At 68.6% G+C, this 20833-nt stretch carries 19 protein-coding genes, 2 tRNA genes and 1 pseudogene; 10 read left to right on the forward strand and 12 right to left on the reverse strand.

Annotation, left to right across the window (positions count from 1 at the left end):
• Positions 1 to 91: 91 nt before the first annotated feature.
• Entirely contained in the window at positions 92 to 1330 is a 1239-nt protein-coding gene (locus FNV62_RS01120; protein WP_375336837.1) for an IS701 family transposase, read from the forward strand.
• Positions 1331 to 1623: 293 nt separating this feature from the next.
• On the opposite strand, the gene FNV62_RS01125 is transcribed toward FNV62_RS01120, so the two are convergent.
• Complete coding sequence (locus FNV62_RS01125) at positions 1624 to 1956, reverse strand: type II toxin-antitoxin system PemK/MazF family toxin (protein ID WP_144314455.1); 333 nt, start codon at positions 1954 to 1956, stop codon at positions 1624 to 1626.
• Between the two features lie 210 nt (positions 1957 to 2166).
• Between FNV62_RS01125 and FNV62_RS01130 the strand changes: the two genes are divergently transcribed.
• A complete protein-coding gene (locus FNV62_RS01130) occupies positions 2167 to 3405 on the forward strand; it encodes an IS701 family transposase (RefSeq protein WP_144316376.1) in 1239 nt (412 codons plus the stop codon).
• A 202-nt stretch (positions 3406 to 3607) separates the two neighbouring features.
• Here the strand turns inward: FNV62_RS01130 and FNV62_RS01135 are convergent, their stop codons facing one another.
• Together FNV62_RS01135 and FNV62_RS01140 are read right to left on the reverse strand one after the other, a co-directional pair.
• A complete protein-coding gene (locus tag FNV62_RS01135) occupies positions 3608 to 4846 on the reverse strand; it encodes an IS701 family transposase (RefSeq protein WP_375336837.1) in 1239 nt (412 codons plus the stop codon).
• A gap of 1000 nt (positions 4847 to 5846) precedes the next feature.
• On the reverse strand, positions 5847 to 6596 hold the full coding sequence (locus tag FNV62_RS01140; RefSeq protein WP_143651903.1) for an SDR family NAD(P)-dependent oxidoreductase: 750 nt from the start codon (positions 6594 to 6596) through the stop codon (positions 5847 to 5849).
• Positions 6597 to 7092: 496 nt separating this feature from the next.
• Between FNV62_RS01140 and FNV62_RS01145 the strand changes: the two genes are divergently transcribed.
• Positions 7093 to 7635: a hypothetical protein gene (locus FNV62_RS01145; protein ID WP_225900074.1), complete on the forward strand. Its 543-nt coding sequence runs from the start codon at positions 7093 to 7095 to the stop codon at positions 7633 to 7635.
• Here FNV62_RS01145 and FNV62_RS55125 read toward each other — a convergent pair.
• Together FNV62_RS55125 and FNV62_RS55130 are read right to left on the reverse strand one after the other, a co-directional pair.
• The gene (locus tag FNV62_RS55125) at positions 7619 to 8035 is read right to left on the reverse strand and encodes an alpha/beta hydrolase (RefSeq protein WP_225900075.1); all 417 of its coding nucleotides are present in this window, start codon (positions 8033 to 8035) and stop codon (positions 7619 to 7621) included. The two genes, FNV62_RS01145 and FNV62_RS55125, sit on opposite strands and share 17 nt — an antisense overlap.
• Before the next feature lie 4 nt (positions 8036 to 8039).
• Entirely contained in the window at positions 8040 to 8519 is a 480-nt protein-coding gene (locus tag FNV62_RS55130; protein WP_240361100.1) for an alpha/beta hydrolase, read from the reverse strand.
• Between the two features lie 210 nt (positions 8520 to 8729).
• On the opposite strand from FNV62_RS55130, the pseudogene FNV62_RS01155 reads away from it, so the two are divergent.
• Positions 8730 to 9614 (forward strand): annotated as a pseudogene (locus FNV62_RS01155) (helix-turn-helix transcriptional regulator).
• A gap of 305 nt (positions 9615 to 9919) precedes the next feature.
• On the opposite strand, the gene FNV62_RS01160 reads toward FNV62_RS01155, so the two are convergent.
• Together FNV62_RS01160 and FNV62_RS01165 are read right to left on the reverse strand one after the other, a co-directional pair.
• Complete coding sequence (locus FNV62_RS01160) at positions 9920 to 11020, reverse strand: UDP-N-acetylglucosamine--N-acetylmuramyl-(pentapeptide) pyrophosphoryl-undecaprenol N-acetylglucosamine transferase (protein ID WP_143606484.1); 1101 nt, start codon at positions 11018 to 11020, stop codon at positions 9920 to 9922.
• 114 nt (positions 11021 to 11134) lie between these two features.
• Positions 11135 to 11209 (reverse strand) — tRNA-Thr (locus tag FNV62_RS01165).
• 116 nt (positions 11210 to 11325) lie between these two features.
• Between FNV62_RS01165 and FNV62_RS01170 the strand changes: the two genes are divergently transcribed.
• Positions 11326 to 12840 carry an ISL3 family transposase gene (locus tag FNV62_RS01170; RefSeq protein WP_143651897.1) on the forward strand — a complete coding sequence of 505 codons (1515 nt, stop codon included), beginning with the start codon at positions 11326 to 11328 and terminating at the stop codon, positions 12838 to 12840.
• Between the two features lie 54 nt (positions 12841 to 12894).
• On the opposite strand, the gene FNV62_RS01175 is transcribed toward FNV62_RS01170, so the two are convergent.
• Positions 12895 to 13518 carry a His/Gly/Thr/Pro-type tRNA ligase C-terminal domain-containing protein gene (locus FNV62_RS01175; protein WP_144314456.1) on the reverse strand — a complete coding sequence of 208 codons (624 nt, stop codon included), beginning with the start codon at positions 13516 to 13518 and terminating at the stop codon, positions 12895 to 12897.
• A gap of 131 nt (positions 13519 to 13649) precedes the next feature.
• Between FNV62_RS01175 and FNV62_RS01180 the strand changes: the two genes are divergently transcribed.
• Positions 13650 to 13723 (forward strand) — tRNA-Met (locus tag FNV62_RS01180).
• Positions 13724 to 13963: 240 nt separating this feature from the next.
• On the opposite strand, the gene FNV62_RS01185 is transcribed toward FNV62_RS01180, so the two are convergent.
• On the reverse strand, positions 13964 to 14611 hold the full coding sequence (locus FNV62_RS01185) for a phosphatase PAP2 family protein (RefSeq protein WP_143599591.1): 648 nt from the start codon (positions 14609 to 14611) through the stop codon (positions 13964 to 13966).
• 216 nt (positions 14612 to 14827) lie between these two features.
• Here FNV62_RS01185 and FNV62_RS01190 point away from each other — a divergent pair, with 216 nt between their 5' ends.
• The 3 genes from FNV62_RS01190 to FNV62_RS01200 are packed head-to-tail and all read left to right on the forward strand — an operon-like array spanning position 14828 to position 17380.
• A complete protein-coding gene (locus tag FNV62_RS01190) occupies positions 14828 to 15211 on the forward strand; it encodes a BlaI/MecI/CopY family transcriptional regulator (RefSeq protein ID WP_097227939.1) in 384 nt (127 codons plus the stop codon).
• Between the two features lie 10 nt (positions 15212 to 15221).
• A complete protein-coding gene (locus tag FNV62_RS01195) occupies positions 15222 to 16136 on the forward strand; it encodes a M48 family metalloprotease (protein ID WP_225900791.1) in 915 nt (304 codons plus the stop codon).
• Between the two features lie 50 nt (positions 16137 to 16186).
• Positions 16187 to 17380, forward strand: a complete 1194-nt coding sequence (locus FNV62_RS01200; RefSeq protein WP_413083813.1) for an MFS transporter — start codon at positions 16187 to 16189, stop codon at positions 17378 to 17380.
• 157 nt (positions 17381 to 17537) lie between these two features.
• On the opposite strand, the gene FNV62_RS01205 is transcribed toward FNV62_RS01200, so the two are convergent.
• From FNV62_RS01205 to FNV62_RS01215, 3 genes are all read right to left on the reverse strand, one after another.
• Positions 17538 to 17915 carry a hypothetical protein gene (locus FNV62_RS01205; RefSeq protein ID WP_060898423.1) on the reverse strand — a complete coding sequence of 126 codons (378 nt, stop codon included), beginning with the start codon at positions 17913 to 17915 and terminating at the stop codon, positions 17538 to 17540.
• Complete coding sequence (locus FNV62_RS01210) at positions 17915 to 18154, reverse strand: hypothetical protein (protein ID WP_060898422.1); 240 nt, start codon at positions 18152 to 18154, stop codon at positions 17915 to 17917. Before FNV62_RS01210 ends, FNV62_RS01205 begins: the two co-directional genes overlap by 1 nt.
• Positions 18155 to 19199: 1045 nt before the next feature.
• Entirely contained in the window at positions 19200 to 19403 is a 204-nt protein-coding gene (locus FNV62_RS01215; protein WP_097288478.1) for a hypothetical protein, read from the reverse strand.
• A 146-nt stretch (positions 19404 to 19549) separates the two neighbouring features.
• Between FNV62_RS01215 and FNV62_RS01220 the strand changes: the two genes are divergently transcribed.
• On the forward strand, positions 19550 to 20707 hold the full coding sequence (locus FNV62_RS01220) for a polysaccharide deacetylase family protein (RefSeq protein WP_225900077.1): 1158 nt from the start codon (positions 19550 to 19552) through the stop codon (positions 20705 to 20707).
• Positions 20708 to 20833 lie beyond the last annotated feature (126 nt).

Raw genomic sequence — 20833 nt, forward strand, 5'->3', positions numbered from 1 at the left:
TGGCCGGCCTGTGTTCTCTTTCCCGGGCCGCCCCTCGATCGTGTGCAGCCGCCGCTGATAGTGACAGCGGTCCGGGCAGCCTCCCGGCGTGATCGACGAGCGTGCAGTTGAGATCTGGAACGACGAACTCGAGGAACTGTTCCTGCGTACCGGCCACCGCTTCAGGCGTGTCGAGCCGCGTCGCCGGATGCGTGACTACATCCGTGGACTACTGGGCCCGGTCGGCCGCAAAAACGGCTGGCAGCTGGCCGAATACGCCGGACACCGCACACCCGACCGCCTCCAGCGGCTCCTCAACGGCGCCCGCTGGGACGCCGATGAGCTCCGCGACGACCTCCAGCACTACGTAGCCGAACGGCTCGGCGAGCCCGACGGGATCCTCATCCTCGACGACACCGGCTTCCTCAAGAAAGGCACCACCTCGGCCGGCGTCCAGCGCCAGTACTCCGGCACCGCCGGCCGCACCGAAAACTGCCAGATCGGCGTGTTCGCCGCCTACGCCACCACACACGGACGCGCCCTGGTGGACCGGGAGTTGTACCTGCCCAAGACCTGGACCGACGACCGCGACCGCTGCCGCGCCGCTCACATCCCCAACGAGCGGACTTTCGCCACCAAACCCGACCTGGCCAAGGCCATGGTGCTGCGGGCGATCGCCTCACCGCTGCCGATCGCCTGGGTGACCGCGGACGCCGCCTACGGCCAGGAATGGCGGCTGCGCCACATGCTGGAGGAGACCAGCCTGGGGTATGTACTCGCGGTTCCCAAGTCCCAGCAGGTGCCCCACTTCGGACGCATCGACCACCTCTTCTCCCAAGCACCCGACGAAGCGTGGGAGAGACGTTCGTGCGGTGACGGGGCCAAGGGCCCGCGCGTCTACCACTGGGCCGCCCTGCAGATCACGCCCATCGAGGACTTCGACGACGAGATGCCCACCCACCAGCGGTGGGCACTGGCCCGCCGCAGCATCAACAAGCCCGAAGAGATCGCCTACTACCTCGCCTACGCACCGCTCGGCACCACCATCGAGCACTTGGTCCGCGTCGCCGGGACGCGCTGGGCCATCGAGGAAGCCTTCCAGGCCGCGAAGAACGAATGCGGCCTCGACCAGTACGAAGTCCGCCGCTACACCGGCTGGATGCGGCACATCACCCTGGCCATGCTGGCGCATGCCTTCCTGGCCGTCATGGCCGTCGACGCCGCGGCAAAAGGGGCAGCAGAAACGGTTCCTGCCTCGCGCCCCTCACCGTGGCAGAAATTCGGCGGCTCCTGGCAACTGGCCACTCATCCATCGCCGTTCACCAGCCCCTCATCAGCGCACGCGCGTTGAGGTGGTCACACTGGCGCAGACGACGCCAAGCCGTCGCCCGCCGCTGTCACTATCAGCGGCGGCTGCACACGATCGAGGGGCGGCCCGGGAAAGAGAACACAGGCCGGCCATCAGCCCTCTACACTCACCCAGACCGACCCTGAACAGGGAAAACGTCAAAGTGCTGCTGGAGTATTAGTACTCCAGCCGTAGATCGTGATCTTGTGAGTGGGGGCGCCGCTGATATGGCGCGGCCACCATTGACCATCTCGACGAGACCGGCCGCGCCATCGGCGGCGTCCATCCCTCTCTGCCTACTTGAGTCCACCGAGACGAAGGGCATCCTCGATCTCGCTGAGCTTCGCGGACGGCAGGACGCCCGCCTGCCCGGTCAGGTCTTCCCTGGCCAGGGTGACCAGCCAAGTGCAAGGGATGAGGTCGGGACGTGGAAGTGCGACTCTCAGGACGCCTTCGAGAGGCAGTCCTTCGGGGGCACCTACTGCCACCTCAACGGCCACGCCGCTGAGATCGGTGCCCGCGGGAGCGACGACCTGCATCGCCAAGAAACCGGACGCCTCTTCTCCCGACAGCAGTACGACTGCCCGCTGCTCGTTGAAATCTGCCCACCAGACTTCGCCACGTCGCATATGTCCTCCTGATACGGGACGGTGCGCCTGCGTCGCCCCTTCGACCGCCGCCTACTCCAGGCACAGATCGTAATGTTGGCTGGTCAGGGCCGACGATAAGACGGCTGCGGCCACCGTTGATCATCGTGAGTTGTGTGGACTGACGAAGAGACGGTGGCCGCAGGTCACAGCATAGAACCCGCCCGTTGGCGGGACGCGTTCGAGGGTCTGATGGGCCGGATCGCGGGGCGCTTCGCGCGGGTCGAACCCCGGCGCAGGGCGGCGCGGTTGGTGCTCGGTCTATTGGCCGACCTGCCACGCAAGAACTGCTGGACAATCGCGGAGTGGGCCGGCGAGACCACTCCGGACGGTATGCAGCACCTGTTGGGCCGGGCCAAGTGGGATGCCGATGCGGTACGCGATGACGTACGGGAGTACGTGGTGGAGCATCTGCACGACGACCGGGCGGTACTGGTGGTCGACGAGACCGGGGACGTGAAGAAGGGCACCAGCACGGTCGGGGTACAGCGCCAGTACACCGGCACCGCTGGCAGGATTGAGAACTCCCAAGTCGCTGTCTATCTGGTCTACGCAGGTCAGCGCGGCCACACCGCCGTGGACCGGGAACTCTACGTTCCGCGCTCCTGGACCTTGGACCCCGACCGCTGCCGGGCTGCGGGCCTGGACGAGGACATCGTCTTCGCGACCAAGCCGGAGCTGGCCACTCGTATGGTCGCCCGGTTCCTGGACGCCGGCCATCAGGCTGCCTGGGTGGCGGGGGACGAGGTCTACGGCGGCAACCCGAAGCTGCGAACCGCACTGGAGGAACGCGGCACCGGCTACGTCCTTGCGGTGGCCTGCTCGCACGAAGTCACCACCGGTGCGGGGAAGTTCCGTGCGGACATCTTGTCCAAGAAGGTGCCCAAGCGGGCCTGGCAGAAGCTATCGGCAGGGGCCGGGGCCAAGGGGCACCGCTTCTACAACTGGGCAGTCATCGACCTCGCCGACCCCCGCCCCGGGAGTCGTCAGCTGCTGATCCGCCGTAACCGCAGCACCGGTGAACTCGCCTACTACCGCTGCTACTCGCCCGCGTCCGTGCCGTTGGCCGTGCTGGTCAGAGTCGCTGGATCAAGATGGCGGGTGGAGGAGTTCTTCCAATCCGGAAAGGGCCTGGCCGCACTCGACGAGCACCAGGTTCGCCGCTATACCTCCTGGTCCCGCTGGGTCACCCTCGCCATGCTCGCTCACGCCTTCCTCGCCGTCGTCCGCGCCGACGAACACGCCCGCCATCCCGCCCCGGACGAGCTGATCCCGCTCACCTGCAACGAGATCCAGCGACTGTTCACGACGCTGATCGTCCGGCTCGTGCACGATGCAGCCCACCGGCTCCGCTGGTCCGCCTGGCGCCGCCGCCACCAGGCCCGAGCCCAGGTCAGCCATTACCGCCGACAAGCCGCGAATCAGACATGAAGATCACGATCTACGGCTGGAGTACTAGTACTCCAGCAGCACTTTGACGTTTTCCCTGTTCAGGGTCGGTCTGGGTGAGTGTAGAGGGCTGATGGCCGGCCTGTGTTCTCTTTCCCGGGCCGCCCCTCGATCGTGTGCAGCCGCCGCTGATAGTGACAGCGGCGGGCGACGGCTTGGCGTCGTCTGCGCCAGTGTGACCACCTCAACGCGCGTGCGCTGATGAGGGGCTGGTGAACGGCGATGGATGAGTGGCCAGTTGCCAGGAGCCGCCGAATTTCTGCCACGGTGAGGGGCGCGAGGCAGGAACCGTTTCTGCTGCCCCTTTTGCCGCGGCGTCGACGGCCATGACGGCCAGGAAGGCATGCGCCAGCATGGCCAGGGTGATGTGCCGCATCCAGCCGGTGTAGCGGCGGACTTCGTACTGGTCGAGGCCGCATTCGTTCTTCGCGGCCTGGAAGGCTTCCTCGATGGCCCAGCGCGTCCCGGCGACGCGGACCAAGTGCTCGATGGTGGTGCCGAGCGGTGCGTAGGCGAGGTAGTAGGCGATCTCTTCGGGCTTGTTGATGCTGCGGCGGGCCAGTGCCCACCGCTGGTGGGTGGGCATCTCGTCGTCGAAGTCCTCGATGGGCGTGATCTGCAGGGCGGCCCAGTGGTAGACGCGCGGGCCCTTGGCCCCGTCACCGCACGAACGTCTCTCCCACGCTTCGTCGGGTGCTTGGGAGAAGAGGTGGTCGATGCGTCCGAAGTGGGGCACCTGCTGGGACTTGGGAACCGCGAGTACATACCCCAGGCTGGTCTCCTCCAGCATGTGGCGCAGCCGCCATTCCTGGCCGTAGGCGGCGTCCGCGGTCACCCAGGCGATCGGCAGCGGTGAGGCGATCGCCCGCAGCACCATGGCCTTGGCCAGGTCGGGTTTGGTGGCGAAAGTCCGCTCGTTGGGGATGTGAGCGGCGCGGCAGCGGTCGCGGTCGTCGGTCCAGGTCTTGGGCAGGTACAACTCCCGGTCCACCAGGGCGCGTCCGTGTGTGGTGGCGTAGGCGGCGAACACGCCGATCTGGCAGTTTTCGGTGCGGCCGGCGGTGCCGGAGTACTGGCGCTGGACGCCGGCCGAGGTGGTGCCTTTCTTGAGGAAGCCGGTGTCGTCGAGGATGAGGATCCCGTCGGGCTCGCCGAGCCGTTCGGCTACGTAGTGCTGGAGGTCGTCGCGGAGCTCATCGGCGTCCCAGCGGGCGCCGTTGAGGAGCCGCTGGAGGCGGTCGGGTGTGCGGTGTCCGGCGTATTCGGCCAGCTGCCAGCCGTTTTTGCGGCCGACCGGGCCCAGTAGTCCACGGATGTAGTCACGCATCCGGCGACGCGGCTCGACACGCCTGAAGCGGTGGCCGGTACGCAGGAACAGTTCCTCGAGTTCGTCGTTCCAGATCTCAACTGCACGCTCGTCGATCACGCCGGGAGGCTGCCCGGACCGCTGTCACTATCAGCGGCGGCTGCACACGATCGAGGGGCGGCCCGGGAAAGAGAACACAGGCCGGCCATCAGCCCTCTACACTCACCCAGACCGACCCTGAACAGGGAAAACGTCAAAGTGCTGCTGGAGTATTAGAAACTCCCCCTCACGGACGTGCCCACCTCTCCCGGTCCCACCCGACGCCAGCTGCTGCCGATCATCGAGGTCCGACGCGTGGCCGCCGAACACCGGTGACACGGCTGCACGGCCTGCCCCCGCGCCGCCACAAGCCCTGAAGGGCTGGGCCGGCACCGTCCCCAGGGCTTCGGGCGGGGAAAGCCGTGGCGGTGCAGTGGTTGCCGGTCAGCAGGTGCATGCTGTTGCGCCGCGGTTGCCTCCGGACGGGAGGCAATGCGCCCCGTGGTCCCGGCCTGTCGGCTGTGTCGATCCGATGCTTCCGCTCCGTGCCGGTCACTGCGACTCCTAGGATGAAGCGTTGCTGGCTGCCCGCGCGGACGGTGCCGACCATGGGGGCCATGACCTCCCCCCCCCGTCCTACAACCGCCGCCCGAACCGCGGAATATGAATTGCCCTGGGGAGATGTTCCGGGGAACGCCGAACTCGAAAAGTCGGGCCAGCTGGTCTTCCTCAAGGCGCGGATAGGCCCTGTCGCCCCAGATTCGGGGGCCTGGTGGTCGCGAGGACATGATCATCTCCCCTAGATCGGGCATTAGACCAACAGCCGGCCCCACCCTGTACTGACGCGCCAGTCATCCAATGGGGCCCCGGCGTGCACCGCGCGTAGGCCGGGCACAAGCCCCGGCCCGACGGATCTCGGGCTGCGGCAGGAGGCTCTTGAGCGCAGTCCTGGCCATAAGCGCGGTCTTGGCCATAAGGTCGGGCCCCTAAGGAAACCCGTGAAAAACCACCGCCGGCTGGCGGGCCAAGCGGTCGTCCTGCCTCTCATCGAGGCAACACCGAAATAGGGCGGCCGCATTCAGACCTGGACAAGGCCGCCGTCAACGAAGAGTTCGGCTCCCGTGGTGAAGGAGCTCTGGTCCGAGGCGAGAAAGACGGCCGTGGCGGCGACTTCGTCGGGGCGTCCTATCCTGCCGAGGGGAATATCGTCGGCGAGACGGTCCGCCAACTGCTGTTCACCCTTTGCCGGGCTGCCCAGACCGCGGATGCCCGGGGTCTCTATCGGTCCCGGGCTGAGGGCATTGACACGGATGCCGCGCCCCGCGAGTTCGGCGGCCCAGGTGCGGGCCAGGTTGCGGATGGCGGCCTTGGTGGCACTGTAGACCGTCATGGCCTGGACGCCCATCGACGCGTTGGTGGACGAGAGCACGATGACCGAGGCCCCGTCCGGCAGCAAAGGGAGTGCCTTCTGGACTGTGAAGATCGTCCCCTTGACGTTGATGTCGAAGGTCGAACGGTACTGCTCCTCGGTGATCTCCTCCAGTCGCGCCAGCTCGCCGCCGCCGGCGTTGGCGACGACGACATCCAGCCGTCCGCTGCCACCCTGGATGATCGCGAACAGCTCATCCAGAGCGTCGAGATGCGAGACATCACTCTGTATGCCGATGGCCCGTCCCCCGAGGGATTCCACAGCCGCATCAAGTTCGGGTTTGCGCCGGCCTGTGAGGTACACGGTGGCGCCCTCGTCGACGAACCGACGGGCTATAGCCAGACCGATCCCGGTCGAGCCACCAGTCACCAGGCTGATCTTGCCATCAAGCTGTCCCATGATGTCCACATCTCCCTTGCGGCAGCTCGGCCAGAGGCCGACCGAGGGCCCAGCGCGCCGGCACGCGGCAACTACGCCCCCACCGAGGGCGCAGTCCTCCGCCGTCCTACCTCACGGACTGCATGGTTTAGTTCGATTTGTACCTATTAGTAAAAAACCCCAAGCGGCGCGCTGCAACCGGAGGGGTTCTCACCTGCGGACTTTCGACCTCTGGATCAGACGGGAGGGCTCTGGCAGCGTTTCAAGCCGAGCGGGAAGGTCCTCGGCGAGGCGGCGCGCCCGAGCGGGAGTGGAGGCGGCTCTCGACTGCGCGGCCTCGAAATCGATCTTTCGGTTCGCGTAGATCACGACCTCGCCGTCCAGGACGGTGGTCGGCGGGAGCATGTCGCGTTATACGTCACACGGGAGCATCCTGGGCCGCCGATCAAAGCCGTCTCGCTTCTTGCGGCTGTGACAACCGATCCGCTGGAGACTCGAGCAGACCAACGGGACCTTGATGCTCCACCGCAGGCTGGTCCGCGACTACGAACACCGCCCGGCCTCGGCCGAGTCACGGGTGTACTGGGCGATAAGCGACGTGATGGCCCGTCGGCTGACGGGCACCTCCGCCCTGGCGCGGCGCGACCCGCAGCAGACGCTCGGCGCCCTGCTGGCCCGCCTGGAGGTCCCCGAGCGGCAGATCGCCGTGGAAGCGGAGGCCGCTCACGAGCAGATCGTCCAGCTGACCGCGCTGCTGGACGGACTCGCCCAGGCCGCCGAACACATCGCGATCACCCGTAAAACGCTCCTGGAACTGACCGACGAGGCGCCCCTGGCACCGGCGGAGCCGGCTGCGTCCCTGCCGGACAGCCCCGCCTACCAGCAGATCATGGCCGTGTTCGCCGAAGCCGACGCCCCCTTGCGTGCGCGCAACGTGTGCGAGGCGATGGACCTGAACCCCGCACCGAACAACATCAACAACGTCCGCATCAAACTGAAGCGTTTGACCAGTGTTCGACGCCGGTCGCCCGGCGGTAACGGGATCAGAGGTACTTCGTGAAGAACGGGGACAGGTGAGCGGTTGCCTGGTCGACGTACTCGGGGATGTCGTAGAGGGAGACGTGTCCGGCGCCGTCGACGATGGCCAGCTCCTTGGGGCTGTTCACGCGCGGCAGGAGCTGCTCAGCCTGCCACAGGGAGCCGGCCTTGCTGCCGGCGACCATGAGCAGCGGCTGGGTCAGCAGCGTTTCGACCTGGTGGAACGCGTCGAAGGCGTAGACGTTCGCAATGCTGGTGAACAGCATGCGGTTGTCGGAGCGGGGGTGCTTGGCCCGCGGCGTGCGGTAGTAGTCGTGGGCCTCGGCCATGTCGGGGACCGTGGTCTCGTCCACCGTCTCGGGCACGTACGGCACGATGACGGCGTCGGCGCCCGGGGCTTCGGCGGCTCGCTGCTGCGCCACCGCGTCAAGGGTGGCGAGCTGCCTGGCGACGGGCTCGGTCCCGTCCCAGCCCAGGCGGTAGGCGGCGCCGATGTCGATCGGGCATGGTGCCGACGGCCTTGATGCGGCGGTCGGTCATCGTGGCGTTGACGGCGTAGCCGGCGCCGGCGCAGATGCCGAGCACACCGATGCGGCCGGCGTCGACGTAGCTGAGCGTGGACAGGTAGTCCACGGCCGCCCGCACGTCCTCGACCCGGGAGGCGGGGTCTTCGAGGTGGCGGGGCTGTCCGCCGCTCTCACCCTGGTGGGAGGCGTCGAAGGCGAGGGTGACGAAGCCCTCGCGGGCGAGCTTTTCAGCGTAGAGGCCGGCTGTCTGCTCCTTGACGCCGCCGCCGGGGTGCACGGAGACGATCGCCGGGTAGGACCGGTCCTCGGAGAAGCCGTCCGGGAGGTGGAGGTTCCCGGCCATGGTGACGCCTGCGTTGGTGAAGGTGACGTTCTGCATCCTGATGTCCTTCGCTGATCTGGCCAGGAGAGGGGCCGTGAGACCGCCGCTCCCCTGATCTGGGTGAGAGCCCGCAGAGCCGGTCCGAAACCATGCGATGAGCGGGCCGACAACCATGCAACCGCTGCGTCGGCGAACGAGGGAGTCACCGCTGAAAGGTGTAATGGCAGGGCACCCCACCAGGCCCTGCGGCTGCCTAGCCTGGAAGGCATGGACCACCGCAGCGAGATCCGCGAGTTCCTGACCTCCCGCCGGGCCAGGATCACCCCCGACCAGGCCGGGCAGCCCAGCTACGGCGCCCGCCGGGTGCCCGGACTACGCCGCGCCGAGGCCGCGCAGCTCGCCGGGGCAGCGTCGAGTACTACGCCCGCCTGGAACGAGGCAACCTCACCGGGGTGTCCGACGCCGTCCTGGACGCGCTCGCCCGCGCCCTGCGGCTGGACGACGCCGAACGGGCCCACCTCCACGACCTGGCCCGCGCCGCCGGAACCAGTCCGCGCCGACGTCGTAAACCGGCGGCCCCGCAGGGCGTGCGGCCCAATGTCCAGCGCCTCCTCGACGCGATGACCGACACCCCGGCAGCCGTCATCAACGGCCGCACGGACGTCCTGGCGAGCAACGCACTCGGCCGGGCCCTGTTCGCATCGCTCCACGACACCACGACGCAGCCTCCCAACCACGCCCGGTTCATCTACCTCGACGCCCGCTCCCACGCCTTCTGGGACAACTGGGACCACGCCGCGGACGACGCCGTGGCCCTGCTGCACGCCCACGCCGGCCGGAACCCCTTCGACCAGGACCTGACCGCCCTGATCGGCGAACTGTCCACCCGCAGCACGGACTTCCGCGCCCGCTGGGCCCGCCACGACGTACGCCGCCACACCACCGGCGTCAAACACCTCCACCACCCCGCCATCGGCACCCTCCACCTCACCTTCGAGGCCATGGCACTCGTCGCCGACGACGACCTGACCCCTCGCCTACTGCGCCGAACCCGGCACCGCCTCCGAGGACGGCCTGCGCCTGCTGGCGACCTGGGCGGCCACCCACGACCAACAGCGGAAGCGGACAGTTCGTACCGTCGACGAAACCTGAGCGACCGGGCCGGCCCCTGCGAGCAACCCACGAACGCCTCAACCGTCGTCGCCGGCGCACCGTGCTCATCCCGACGAGCCAAAACTGTTGGAGCTGTCTCTCCCCAGCTTTCCCAGCTCTGCGAGCCCGCACCTGCAGGAGTCGGTCATATGCCTCCCCGTCGAGTAGACCGAGCTGCTGCGGCGCCTTGAGTAGCGCAACCAGCGTGAGGATGCGCTCACCGTGGCCCCCGAGGCACTGGACGACTTCTTCTCCTGCTTCGAGGAGCCGGCCCCGGCCAGGAACGCGATCGTCTACATCGGGGGCTACCGGTCCCGGCGCCTGCGCTGCGGCCTGGCTACGGCCAGAGCTTCGGTGGCCACCAGGCCGGCGGCACGATGGATGTCTGCGCGGTCGGGCTGCCGGGGGTCGCCTGAGGCTGCTGCCAGACGCACGCAGGCTTTGACCAGTTCGGCTCCACCCGTGAGCGCCTCGTCGTCGGGGATGACAAGACACCGGCCCGGGTGGCGGCTGGCGTAGGCGTGGGCGTTGTCGAGCTGGTCGCCGCGGCTGACGGAGCCTGGCAGGGGGATGAGCACGGCCGGCGTGCCGAGGGCTTCGATCTCGGCGAGGGTTGTTGCCCCGGCCCGGCCGATGACCAGGTCGGCGAGCCAGAGTGCGTCGGTCATCTCTGCGTGCAGATACTCCCGTTGCCGGTAGTTCTCGATGCCGTCCAGGGAGGGGTCGAGGTTCCCCTTGCCGCAGACGTGGACGACCGAGAAACGGGCGCAGAACTCATTCAGCTGGCTGCGCACCGCGTTGTTGATGCGTGTGGAGCCCTGGCTGCCGCAGAAGATCAGCAGCACGGGGACCGGTTTGAGGCCCCAGTGCCGGCGCAGCCGCTCCGGGTTGCCGTCGGCGAGGTCGTGGCGCAGCGGAAGGCCGGTAACGACTGTTTTCCGGCTGAGCCAGCGGGGGGTGGCGGCGGAGGCCGGGACGGCCAGGCAGACCCGGGTGGCCAGGCGGGCGAGGATTGTGTTGGCGAGGCCGAGCGAGTGGTCCGATTCGTGAATGACGAGGGGAACCCGGCACAGCCAGGCCGCGATGCCGACAGGGACGGTCACGTAGCCGCCCTTGCTGAAGACGACGTCCGGGCGCTCACGCCGCATGGCCTTCCAGGCAGCGCCGATGCCGTGCAGCACGGTGAACGGCATGCGCAGGTTGCTCCACGAGCCGTAGCGTTTCAGGCCTGCTGAAGGCACCGGCCGGAAGGGAATGTCCGAGGTCTTCGCGTATTCGTGCTCGATACTGTCCGAACGGCCGAAGTAGACAAGTTCGTGTGCGCCGTTCTGGTTCAGCTGGGCTGCTACCGCGAGAGCGGGTACAACATGTCCTGCACTGCCACCGCCGGTGATCCCAATTTTCATTACACCGTATCCGGTTCACTTGTTCGGGTCTTTTGGATGACTGGCTGTTCCGGCGAGCCCGGGTGCCGGGCCCCGGACGTTGGCCGGTCCATCGTGCTGCCGTGCGCTTGGGGTTGGTCGGGTCGGCCGGACTCGAACCGGCTCCTCGGCGGCACTTTTGCCGTGCTCCACCACTTAAGCTACGACCCGTCGGTACTATACGAGATTAGGCTCTGACTTGATTTTCGTAGCGGGTGATCGAACCCGTCGTGGTTCTCCCTGCCCTGGGCGCAGACTGGTGGGTGTATGCCCTCGAGTTGGAGGTCCTGCTGCCGCAGCTGGCCGCGGTGCAGGTACGGGAAGTGCAGGCTGGCGGGGATCTGATCCAGATTATGGCCCGGACCCGGGACGGTGTCGCGGTGGCGTGTTCGGGCTGTGGCTGGTTATCGGACTGGGTGCACAGCCGGTACGAACGGCATGTCGCTGACGAGGCGGTCGGGGGCCGGCCGGTCACGGTCGACCTCTCGGTCCGCCGCCTGTACTGCGAGAACCCCGGGTGTTCGAAGACCACGTTCGTGGAGCAGGTCGATGGACTGACCGTGCGCTACCAGCGACGCACCCCTGCCCTGCAGCAACTGCTGAGTGCTGTCGCGGCGGCGCTCGTCGGCAAGACCGCCGTCCGATTACTGCCTCACCTGCATCAACTGGTCAGTTGCAGCACGTTGCTGACCATGCTGATGGCACTTCCGCTCCCCGTCCTGCCGGTTCCGCAGGTGCTGGGAGTCGATGATTTCGCGCTACGGCGCGGTCACCGCTACGCCACCGTCCTGATCGACGTGATCACCCACGCCCGCGTCGACGTACTGGCCGACCGCACCGCCGAGACGCTGACCGCCTGGCTGCGTGCACACCCCGGGGTGGAGGTCGTATGCCGGGACGGCTCGGCCGGCTACGCCGAGGGCATCCGTCAGGGAGCCCCCGACGCGGTGCAGGTCAGCGACCGATGGCACCTGTGGCACAACCTCGCCGCCGCGGTGGAGAAGACGGTGGCCGCGCACGCCGCGTGCTGGCGCGCGGTGCCCCCCGAGGCGACGCCCGGGTCGCGCAACGCGCGTGTCCTGCAGACCCATGCCGCCGTGCACGCCTCACTCGAGACCGGGGTGAGTCTGTGCGAGACCGGCCGACGCCTGGGCCTCGCGCTGAACACCGTCAAACGGTACGCCCGCGTCGGTGACCCCGCGCAGCTGATCCGGCCCCCTCAGTACCGGCGCTGCCTGGTCGATCCCTACCGCGACCACCTGCGGACTCGCCGCGCGGCCGGTCCGGTGGCCACCACCACCCTCCTCGCGGAGATCCGCGTACTGGGCTACACCGGCAGCCCGAACCTGCTAGTCCGCTACCTCGAACAGGGCCGGGCCGAGGAGTCTTTGGCCGACCCGTCCGTCCGCCGCCTCACCTCCTGGATCATGACCGACCCCGACCACCTGGCCGATGAGCCGGGGACCCACCGCGACAAACTCACCGCCGTCTGCCCCGAGATGACCGCCTTGACCAGCCACGTCACCGCTTTCGCCAAGCTACTGGCCCACCACGAACATCCCACCACCGGGCACGCGGCCCTGGCCGAATGGATCGAGGCCGTGAACGGCGACGACCTCCCCGCCCTGCACGCCTTCGTCCGCGGCCTTCAGAAGGACCAAGACGCCGTTCAAGCCGGTCTCGACCTGCCCTACAGCAACGGAGCCACCGAGGGCATCAACAACAAGACCAAGCTCCTCAAGCGCCAGACCTACGGACGAGCCGGCTTCGCCCTCCTCCGCCAGCGCATCCTGCTCAACTGATCTTCGGGTCAACGGGACGATCACCCGCTACGAAAATCAAGTCAGAGCCCGAGATTAGGTGCGAACGGATCCGGGAGTCAATGCAGAGCATGTAATTGGCGGCAAATTTCGGTCACTTCTTCCGTAGGTTTCTGATGTGGTGCTGAATTGTTTTCTGGCGTGCGAATTTTGATGCCGCCGAGAACTCTGTCCGGCGGCATCACCCGGAAGTCGATTTGGCCTCTTAGCTTGTCTGCTGGGGGCTGGGGGCTGAGGGCTGGGGGTGCCGGGAATATGGCTGAGAGGCACCTCCTGGTGGCGGCTGGTCCAGCGGTCGATGAACTCGACGGTGCCGTCGGTCTGCCGCGGGGAGATGACCAGGACGTGGGGCACGCCGACCAGTCGGGCGTAGGCGAATTTCTCACCTGCCGCTTCGGGCCGGTCGTCGACGAGCAGGCGTGCGCCGTGCTGCTGGAGTTGTCTGACGATCTGTTCGGTGCGCTCGCGCATCTCGGGCAGGTCTGCCCGCAGCACGATGAGGTGGAGGTCTGCGGGGCCGCACCCTGGCTTCCAGCACAGTCCGTGGTGGTCGCGGTGGAGGTCGGCGAGGGTCTGCAGGCAGCGGGGGATGCCGATGCCGGAGCAGGCCATGTGGGCGGGTGCGGAGGTGCCCTGGGCGTCGGCGACGGTGAGGCCCATGGGGGCGGAGTACTGGGTGCCGAGTTCGAAGCCCCTCGGCCGGCGGAACCCGCAGTCCACCGGCCCCTCGCGCCAGGCAGGCGATCATGGTCTCAGGGGCGGGATGGTTGGCGTAGGGTGGAGGAATCCGACGCGGGGTGGAGCAGCTCGGTAGCTCGCTGGGCTCATAACCCAGAGGTCGCAGGTTCAAATCCTGTCCCCGCTACTGAAACCTGAGGGGCCAGCACGATGTGTTGGCCCCTCAGGCGTGTCCAGACCCGGGGCGCGGCAGCACGCTTGGTGGATCAGTCATCCGACAGTCGCAGGTTCACGAGGCGGCGCGTGCGGTGCGTTGGGGCGGCGGTGTCGGCATGGCAACGGTCAGGTGGTTCCACAGGTCCAGCAGCAAGGTCGGCCGGCACGCCGGGCGCGGGGCGGAGCCGGCCGGTTCTGTTGGGCCGGCTGGTCAGCGGGCAGAGTGGGCGCCGGCGGGAGCGGTGGTGAGTACGGGGTGCAGGACTCCGGTGCGCAGGTGGGCGACGAGCGGGGTAGCGAGGCGGCTCATGAGGCGGCTGGCCAGGTAGGCGACGGGCAGTGCGAGGAGGGCGGCGCCGAGGACGTCGTGGGGGTAGTGGGCGCCGACGTAGACGCGGGTGAAGCCCTCCAGTACTGCGAAGACGGCGGCGATGGCGGACAGGCGCCGGTCGAGGAGCCACAGGGCCGCCACGGCGGCGAACGCGGTGGTGCTGTGGCCGCTGGGGAAGGCGTAGTCGGTGCGCGCGGGGCAGGCGTCGACGAGGTAGGCGTGGGGCAGCGAGTAGCACGGCCGTACCTCCGCAACCAGTTTCTTGGCCACCTCGGCGACGGCGAAGGCGGCCACCACGGCGACTGGCGCGGCCAGAGCCAGGGCCATCGACCGGGCATCGCGGTGGCGGGCATTCCACCAGCCCATCAGCATGAGCACCGCGAACACCCCCAGGCCGGCGTTGGTCCACAGCTCGATCGGGGTGTTGAGCCATGGGGTGTCGCGGGCGAAGTCGGTGACGGTGGTGAACAGCGAGCCGTCGACGGAAGAGCCGTCGAAGGCGAGCTGGGCCGCGGACTGCACTGTCATCAAGCGGGGTCTCCCAAGGTCGGGGCGTGCTGGCGGGCAGCACCCCATGCATCTACAGGCGTGTAAAACTTCAGGGCGGTGTGCGCCATTTCCGGGAAAGCGGGCGTTGACCGCGCGTGCCGCGCCCGGAAGGCATGACAGACTCGGCACGGCAACTTCTACGAGCGTGTAGAAGTTCTACAGGACTGTAGATGATGAACGAAAGGTATCCAAGTCATGAACACCGGCCCTGCTCCGGGTGAGCGCAGACCAGGCGGCGCGCTGGAGGCCGAGGTCCTGGCCCTGCTGCAGGCCTGTCGGCAGGCGCAGACCCCGGGAGAAGTACTGCAGCGGCTGGGGGACGATCTGTCCTACAGCACGGTGGTGACGGTGCTGTCGAGGTTGTTCGACAAGGGGCTGCTGGCCCGCAGCAAGCAGGGCCGCGCCTACGCGTACGCGCCGGTCGCCGACGCCCATGGACTGACCGCACGGCGCATGCGCCAGGTACTGGAGTCCGACCCGGACCCCGAGGCGGTCCTTTCCCGGTTCGTGGAGGAACTGCCTGCCCGGGATGAACAGTTGCTGCGGCAGCTTCTCGGCGATCTTCCGGACCAGGAGTGAGCCGGTGGTGATGCACTCGCTGATCTACCTGCCCCTCCTCTTCCCCGTCCCGGCCGCGCTGGCCGCACGGCCGCTGGCCGAACGACTGGCACCGTGGCTGGCCACGTGGCTGCTGACCACCTGCGCGCTGGCGCTGGCAGCGCTGAGCTGCGTGGCCCTCGGAGTGCTGGTCGTGGCGGGCTTGGTGCGGCTGCCGCTGGCCGCCCTGGTGGGCGACTGGTCGCCGGCCACCGTGCGCGCGGGTGACTCGGTGTCGAAGATCGAGGCCGCCGCCGCGGGCGCGCTGCTGGTGGCCGCGGTGCTGGCGGGCGTTCGGATGCTGTGGCGCCGGATGCGGGCGCTGGCCGCCGCGGCGTTCGAGGCGGCCTGCCTGCCCGGGCCCGGCCAGCTGGTGGTCGTGGACGACACGGTCCCCGACGCGTACGCGCTGCCCGGCCTGCCCGGCCGGGTGGTGGTGTCCACCGGCATGCTGGACGCTCTCAACGACGCAGACCGCAAGGCCATGCTCGCGCACGAACGTGCCCACCTGGCCTGCCACCACTACGCCTTCGTCGCCGCCGCGGTCGCCTACACCGTGGAGCGCTGGGCGGACGAGCGCGCCGCGACCACGTGCGGCGACCGCCGCCAGGTCGCCCGCGCGGTGGGCAAGGCCGCCCTGGCCACCACCCACCACCCCGCCCGCCGACGGGTCCCCGAAGCCGTCCTCGGACTGCTCGAACGCCGCCGTTCCGCACTGTACGGCGCCGGTCCCGTGCCACGCCGCGTCGCCGCCCTGCTCGCCGAGCCGCACACCTACTCCCCGCCGCTGAACTACCCCATCCTGCCCCTGGCCGCAGCCGCCGCCGTGGTCGGCGCCAGCGCCCTGTGCGCCTTCGCCGCCGCCCACGACCTGCACCTCGTCCTCAAACTCGCCGGCGCCGGCTGACCTGCACCCCAAGCCCGCCGATGCCCCAGACGACCAGAAAGGACCCGCCGGTGCCGACCACCGCCCCACGCGACAAACGTTCGGAGCGGGCCCGGCTGTGGCCCCTGTACGCGGCGGGCTTCACCACCGCGTTCGGCGCCCACAGCGTCGCGGCGAACCTGGGCCGCTTCACCACCGGCCACCACCAGTCGCTCCTGGTCCTTGGTGGCCTGCTCGCCCTGTACGACGGTGCCGAAGTCCTCCTCAAGCCCGTCTTCGGCACCCTGGCCGACAAGGTCGGCCCCCGCCCGGTACTGCTCGGCGGACTGCTCGCATTCGCCGCGGCCTCGGCCCTGTTCGCCTTCGCCGACAACACCTCATTGCTGTGGGCGGCCCGTCTGGGCCAGGGCGCGGCAGCCTCCGCCTTCTCCCCGGCCGCCTCCGCCCTGGTCGCCCGCCTCAACCCCGTCGCCAAGCACGGCCGGGCGTTCGGCTCCTACGGCTTTTACAAGAGCATCGGCTACACCGCCGGCCCGCTGCTCGGCGGGGCGCTGGTGGCCGGTGGCGGACTGCCGCTGCTGTTCACCGCCATGACCGCGCTGGCCGCAGTCGTCGCCGCCTGGGCGGTCGTTGCCGTCCCCGCTGTACCACCACTGCCCAAGGCCCGACAGACGGTCGTCGACCTCGCCAAACGGCTCGGACAGGGCAGTTTCCTGCGCCCGACCACAGCACTGGCATTGGCCACCGCGGCCCTGTCGGCCGGCGTGGGCTTCCTGCCGGTCACCGGCGCCGCCGCCCACCTCGGGCCGGTTGCCACCGGGGCAGCCGTCTCCCTTCTCGCGGCCTGCGCGGCCCTGGTCCAGCCCCGGGCCGGAGCCGCCCTCGACCACGGGCGCATCACTACCGCGACGGGCATCAGCGCAGGGCTTGCGGTCACCGCCGCCGGACTCGCCGCAGCGATGCTGCCCGGCCTGACCGGCCTCCTTCTCGCCGCGATCCTGATCGGGGCCGGCACCGGCATGATCACCCCGCTCGGCTTCGCCGCCCTGGCCACAGGCAGCCCCGCCGAACGGCTCGGCCAGACCATGGGTGCCGCCGAACTCGGCCGCGAACTCGGCGACGCCGGTGGCCCCCTCCTCGTCGCCGCCGTGGCCGCGGCGACCACTCTCACAGCAGGCTTCGCCGCCCTCGCAGCCCTGACCGCTGCAGCAGTCCTCGCCAGCCGGGTCGGCGACGAACGCCGTGTTCCCCGGGTTCGGCCGTAGGACTCCTTGTTCTCCCGGTCGGCGTCCCTTTTCTCGTCACTGCGTACGCAGTTGCTCCGCCGCCCTCGGGGCCGCGAGGAAGGCCCGGTGTTGCCACGCCGCGATCGGTGCGGCGTCCATCGGGCGGGTGATGGACGGCGCGCTGCAACGATGCGGCTCAGGTGGCCTGCGGCCAGGCACGCAGCAGGTCGGCGATCCGGGCGGCGGTGCAGGAGGGATCACGCAGCATGTCGCGGAGGGCGACAGCGTCCTCGCGCGTGGGTTTGACCGGGATCCCGGAGGCCTCCAGGTACATCACGCCGGTTGCGGCGGCCACGGCCATGTTGGAGCGCTCGAGCCAGCGGCAGCGTCCGAGGATGTGCACCAGCGCGGCGGCGCGGGCGTAGGGGCCGGCGTAGACGGGACTATCCAGTAGCTCGGCGCGGTGGCAGGCGACTGCGGCCACCGGCACCCCGTAGTCGTCGGGGGCGGGATCTGCCGCGCCCGCGATTTCCGCGACCTGCAGAATCCAGGGGACGTCGATGTACAGGTCCATTACGCGGCGTGTGCCGCCGAGGTGGGACGGTCGGCGTCTTCGGCCTCGTCGAAGACGCTCTGGTGTTCGTCGAGGAAGCGCCTCGCCGCGTCCAGGCCTCGCTGCCGCAACCCACCGACGTCTTCCCGCACGAGAGCAGCGATGTAGTCGCCGACGCTCATGCCGCGGTCCTTGGCTCGGGCCGTGGCAAGTTCCGCGATCTCGTCGTCGACGCGCCAGCCCTTCTGTGTCTTCGCCATCTCCTGATGGTAACAGCTGGTACCAAGCGGTGGAGTGTCCTTCTCCCGGACGTGCCGACGGGCCTAGCTGCCGGACAGGACCGTGAGCGTCCGGCGGCTGTGGACCGGATCCGAGGGCCGGCGGAGGTGAGGACTTGGGCGAGTGCGTGAGCAGGGCATAGTCAATGCCAGCGGCCATGGTGGCGACAGGCCGATCACGATGCACAACCATGCGTTCACCTGGACCGACCTCTTGCAGCCCCGCTCACGGAGACCGCGCCGCCGCAGGGGCCTGCTGCTGTCCGTCTGGCTGCGGCTTCGGGGTCAACACGGCTCCCGGGTGCTCGATTCACATGCCCGAACCGGCAGCCTGAGAACGTGGCAGGCCGGTCAGCCGTCCCCGGCTCCGGGCCGACCCGGCCTCGGGGTGCGTGTTCACCTCAGGTGTCGTGCCGCTCAAGCCGGCGGGCGATGGCGCGTAAGGGGATGGATTCGGCGAGGCTCACCACGGGCTTCAGCAGGTTGTCCCAGAACGGGTCCTGGTGGACCGGCGAAACCACGCTGAGCTAGATGCTCTTGACGCGCTCACCGCTGCCGAGACCAGCACAAGGGCAGGCGAGGACGGTGGACGAACGAAAGCATCGCTCAGGATGAGTACTGGGACTTCATACGCGCGGGGCGCCCGACAGACACCCCAAAGGCACCCCTCGGCCTGCACCGCAAACCGGCCGCTGAACGCCAGCATCACCAATTGCTGCCGGAGCCCCCTTCGAGCACCCTGGCCGTATCTCCACTCGCCTCGACCGTCACAAGAGCCGCTGACCGTGCTCCATTTCACACGGCGTCCCATGCCAACGACGGAACAACCAGGGATGGTTAGGCAATCATCTGTGACTGCGGTGGGGCGGTGTCCCCAAGCCTCACCTCCAGCCCATCGAGACAATCTTGGCTGAAGCCCTGGCTGGTCTCCCCCGTCCGGCCAGGGCGTCCCACTGCCCGGACGCCCATCGGCGAAAACGCTCCGTGCTGCCTCATCGACCAGGACACAGCGGAAGCGGACAAGTCTTTACTGGTAGCAGCCGCCCGGGCACATGACGGTGACGGTGCCGGAGGGGTGATCGGCCGAGACCTGGTAGCCCTGCGCGTGCACAGGATGATGCACGCTGCTCGTCTCCCAAGGAGCAGGGAGCGCCGACGCGGCCGGGGCCACGGCTCCCACCACCGCAACCGCCACGAACAGCACGGCCGTCGCCCGTATACGCACACGCATGAAGTCCTCCTTCGCTCGACTGCTCCGCATTCTGGGCGGCCGGGAGTGAGAACGGGGCTCGTTTCGACGACGGTCGAATCGTGCCGCGGGCTCCAGGCGACCGGCGCGCTGCCGGACCGTGGAAACCGTCCGAAGGGAAAACGACCTTGTACGCGAGCCACAGCCAGGGACCGCAAAGCGGAGTGTGTTCACGAGCAACACCAAAGAGCCGCCGGGACATGCGCACTGAGCCACAGCGGGCCGCGCTCGCCGAACTCGGCATCGAAATGAGCATGAAGGAGGTCGCCACCTCGGCCGGTGGCATCGTGCCGGAAGGCGCGACCGAGGAGGTGCCGTTCACCGAGAACTGGCACGACGGCGTACACGGCCTGGTCAATGAACGCCTGCTCCCGCATGGCCGGGTACCTTTCCCAACAGAGTCAAGGACGGCACGGCACTTACGGAAGACCGGTGCGGTGAAGCGGCACAACAGGCGGAGCGTGTTCTGCGGGTCGCTGACGGGCGCGGCCGTGGCGGCCATGACGGCCGGCGGCTGCGGCGCAGGGGGTGGCAGCGCAACCGGTCCGGCCGCCACCTCGTCGCAGTCGGCTCCCAGTACCGCTCCGAGTGCCACGGCGTGGCAGAAGTGGGGTCTCACGGCGCTGCCCGCGCCCCCGAAACCCCCGGCCGACAAGCCCGTCAAGCTCTCCGCTACCGGAACCGTCCCGGTCTTCGAGCACGTACCGACCTCGCAGAAGGTCGTGTTCATCACGGTCGACGACGGAGCGGAGAAGGACCCCAAGTTCATCGAGATGATGAGGGACTTGAAGATTCCGATCACGATGTTCCTCATGAACGACACCATCAAGTCGGACTACGGGTACTTCAAACCACTGCAAGCGATGGGTAACCACATCCAGAACCACACCCTGCACCACCCCGCGATGAACACCCTCCCGTTGGCCCGCCAGAAGGAAGAAGTGTGCGGCGACCAGAAAATCCTCACCCAGCAGTACGGCACCGCACCGCTGCTGTTCCGCCCGCCCTACGGCGCATACAACAGCGACACACAGACCGCGGTGGGGGAATGCGGACCCCGGGCCATCGTCCGGTGGCGGGAAGCCATGCAGATCACCACCATGCGGTATCAGGAAACGGACAAGAAACTGCGTCCCGGCGACATCATCCTCGCCCACTTCCGCGGACCCAAGGAACTCAAGGGCACCACGATGACGGAGATGTTCGGCAATCTGCTCAGGCACATCCAAAAACAGGGATTCACCGTGGCGCGCCTGGAGGACTACATCCAGCCACCGACTGGGTGAGACCGTGGGACGCACCTCCCGCCGCGCCACGGTCCCGGCGGTGGGGCCGCTCAGAGGCGATCGAAGCACCACTAGGACGTGCCCGTACCGGTACGCGGTGCAGCCCCGCGGCCGCGCGAGGTCATT

The sequence above is a fragment of the Streptomyces sp. RLB3-17 genome (genome assembly GCF_007113425.2).
GTDB classification, from domain to species: Bacteria; Actinomycetota; Actinomycetes; order Streptomycetales; family Streptomycetaceae; genus Streptomyces; species Streptomyces mirabilis_D.

What these genes read in the sequence shown, in the direction of transcription:
- FNV62_RS01125 (WP_144314455.1), bottom strand. Translation starts at nt 1,956, where the DNA reads ATGCGACGTGGCGAAGTCTGGTGGGCAGATTTCAACGAGCAGCGGGCA.
- FNV62_RS01145 (WP_225900074.1), top strand. Translation starts at nt 7,093, where the DNA reads ATGCTCCACCGCAGGCTGGTCCGCGACTACGAACACCGCCCGGCCTCG.
- FNV62_RS01160 (WP_143606484.1), bottom strand. Translation starts at nt 11,020, where the DNA reads ATGAAAATTGGGATCACCGGCGGTGGCAGTGCAGGACATGTTGTACCC.
- FNV62_RS55130 (WP_240361100.1), bottom strand. Translation starts at nt 8,519, where the DNA reads ATGCAGAACGTCACCTTCACCAACGCAGGCGTCACCATGGCCGGGAAC.
- FNV62_RS01190 (WP_097227939.1), top strand. Translation starts at nt 14,828, where the DNA reads ATGAACACCGGCCCTGCTCCGGGTGAGCGCAGACCAGGCGGCGCGCTG.
- FNV62_RS01210 (WP_060898422.1), bottom strand. Translation starts at nt 18,154, where the DNA reads ATGGCGAAGACACAGAAGGGCTGGCGCGTCGACGACGAGATCGCGGAA.
- FNV62_RS01205 (WP_060898423.1), bottom strand. Translation starts at nt 17,915, where the DNA reads ATGGACCTGTACATCGACGTCCCCTGGATTCTGCAGGTCGCGGAAATC.
- FNV62_RS01140 (WP_143651903.1), bottom strand. Translation starts at nt 6,596, where the DNA reads ATGGGACAGCTTGATGGCAAGATCAGCCTGGTGACTGGTGGCTCGACC.
- FNV62_RS01215 (WP_097288478.1), bottom strand. Translation starts at nt 19,403, where the DNA reads ATGCGTGTGCGTATACGGGCGACGGCCGTGCTGTTCGTGGCGGTTGCG.
- FNV62_RS01175 (WP_144314456.1), bottom strand. Translation starts at nt 13,518, where the DNA reads ATGGGCCTCACCGTCGCCGACGCCCAGGGCACCTCCGCACCCGCCCAC.
- FNV62_RS01195 (WP_225900791.1), top strand. Translation starts at nt 15,222, where the DNA reads ATGCACTCGCTGATCTACCTGCCCCTCCTCTTCCCCGTCCCGGCCGCG.
- FNV62_RS01130 (WP_144316376.1), top strand. Translation starts at nt 2,167, where the DNA reads ATGGGCCGGATCGCGGGGCGCTTCGCGCGGGTCGAACCCCGGCGCAGG.
- FNV62_RS01185 (WP_143599591.1), bottom strand. Translation starts at nt 14,611, where the DNA reads ATGACAGTGCAGTCCGCGGCCCAGCTCGCCTTCGACGGCTCTTCCGTC.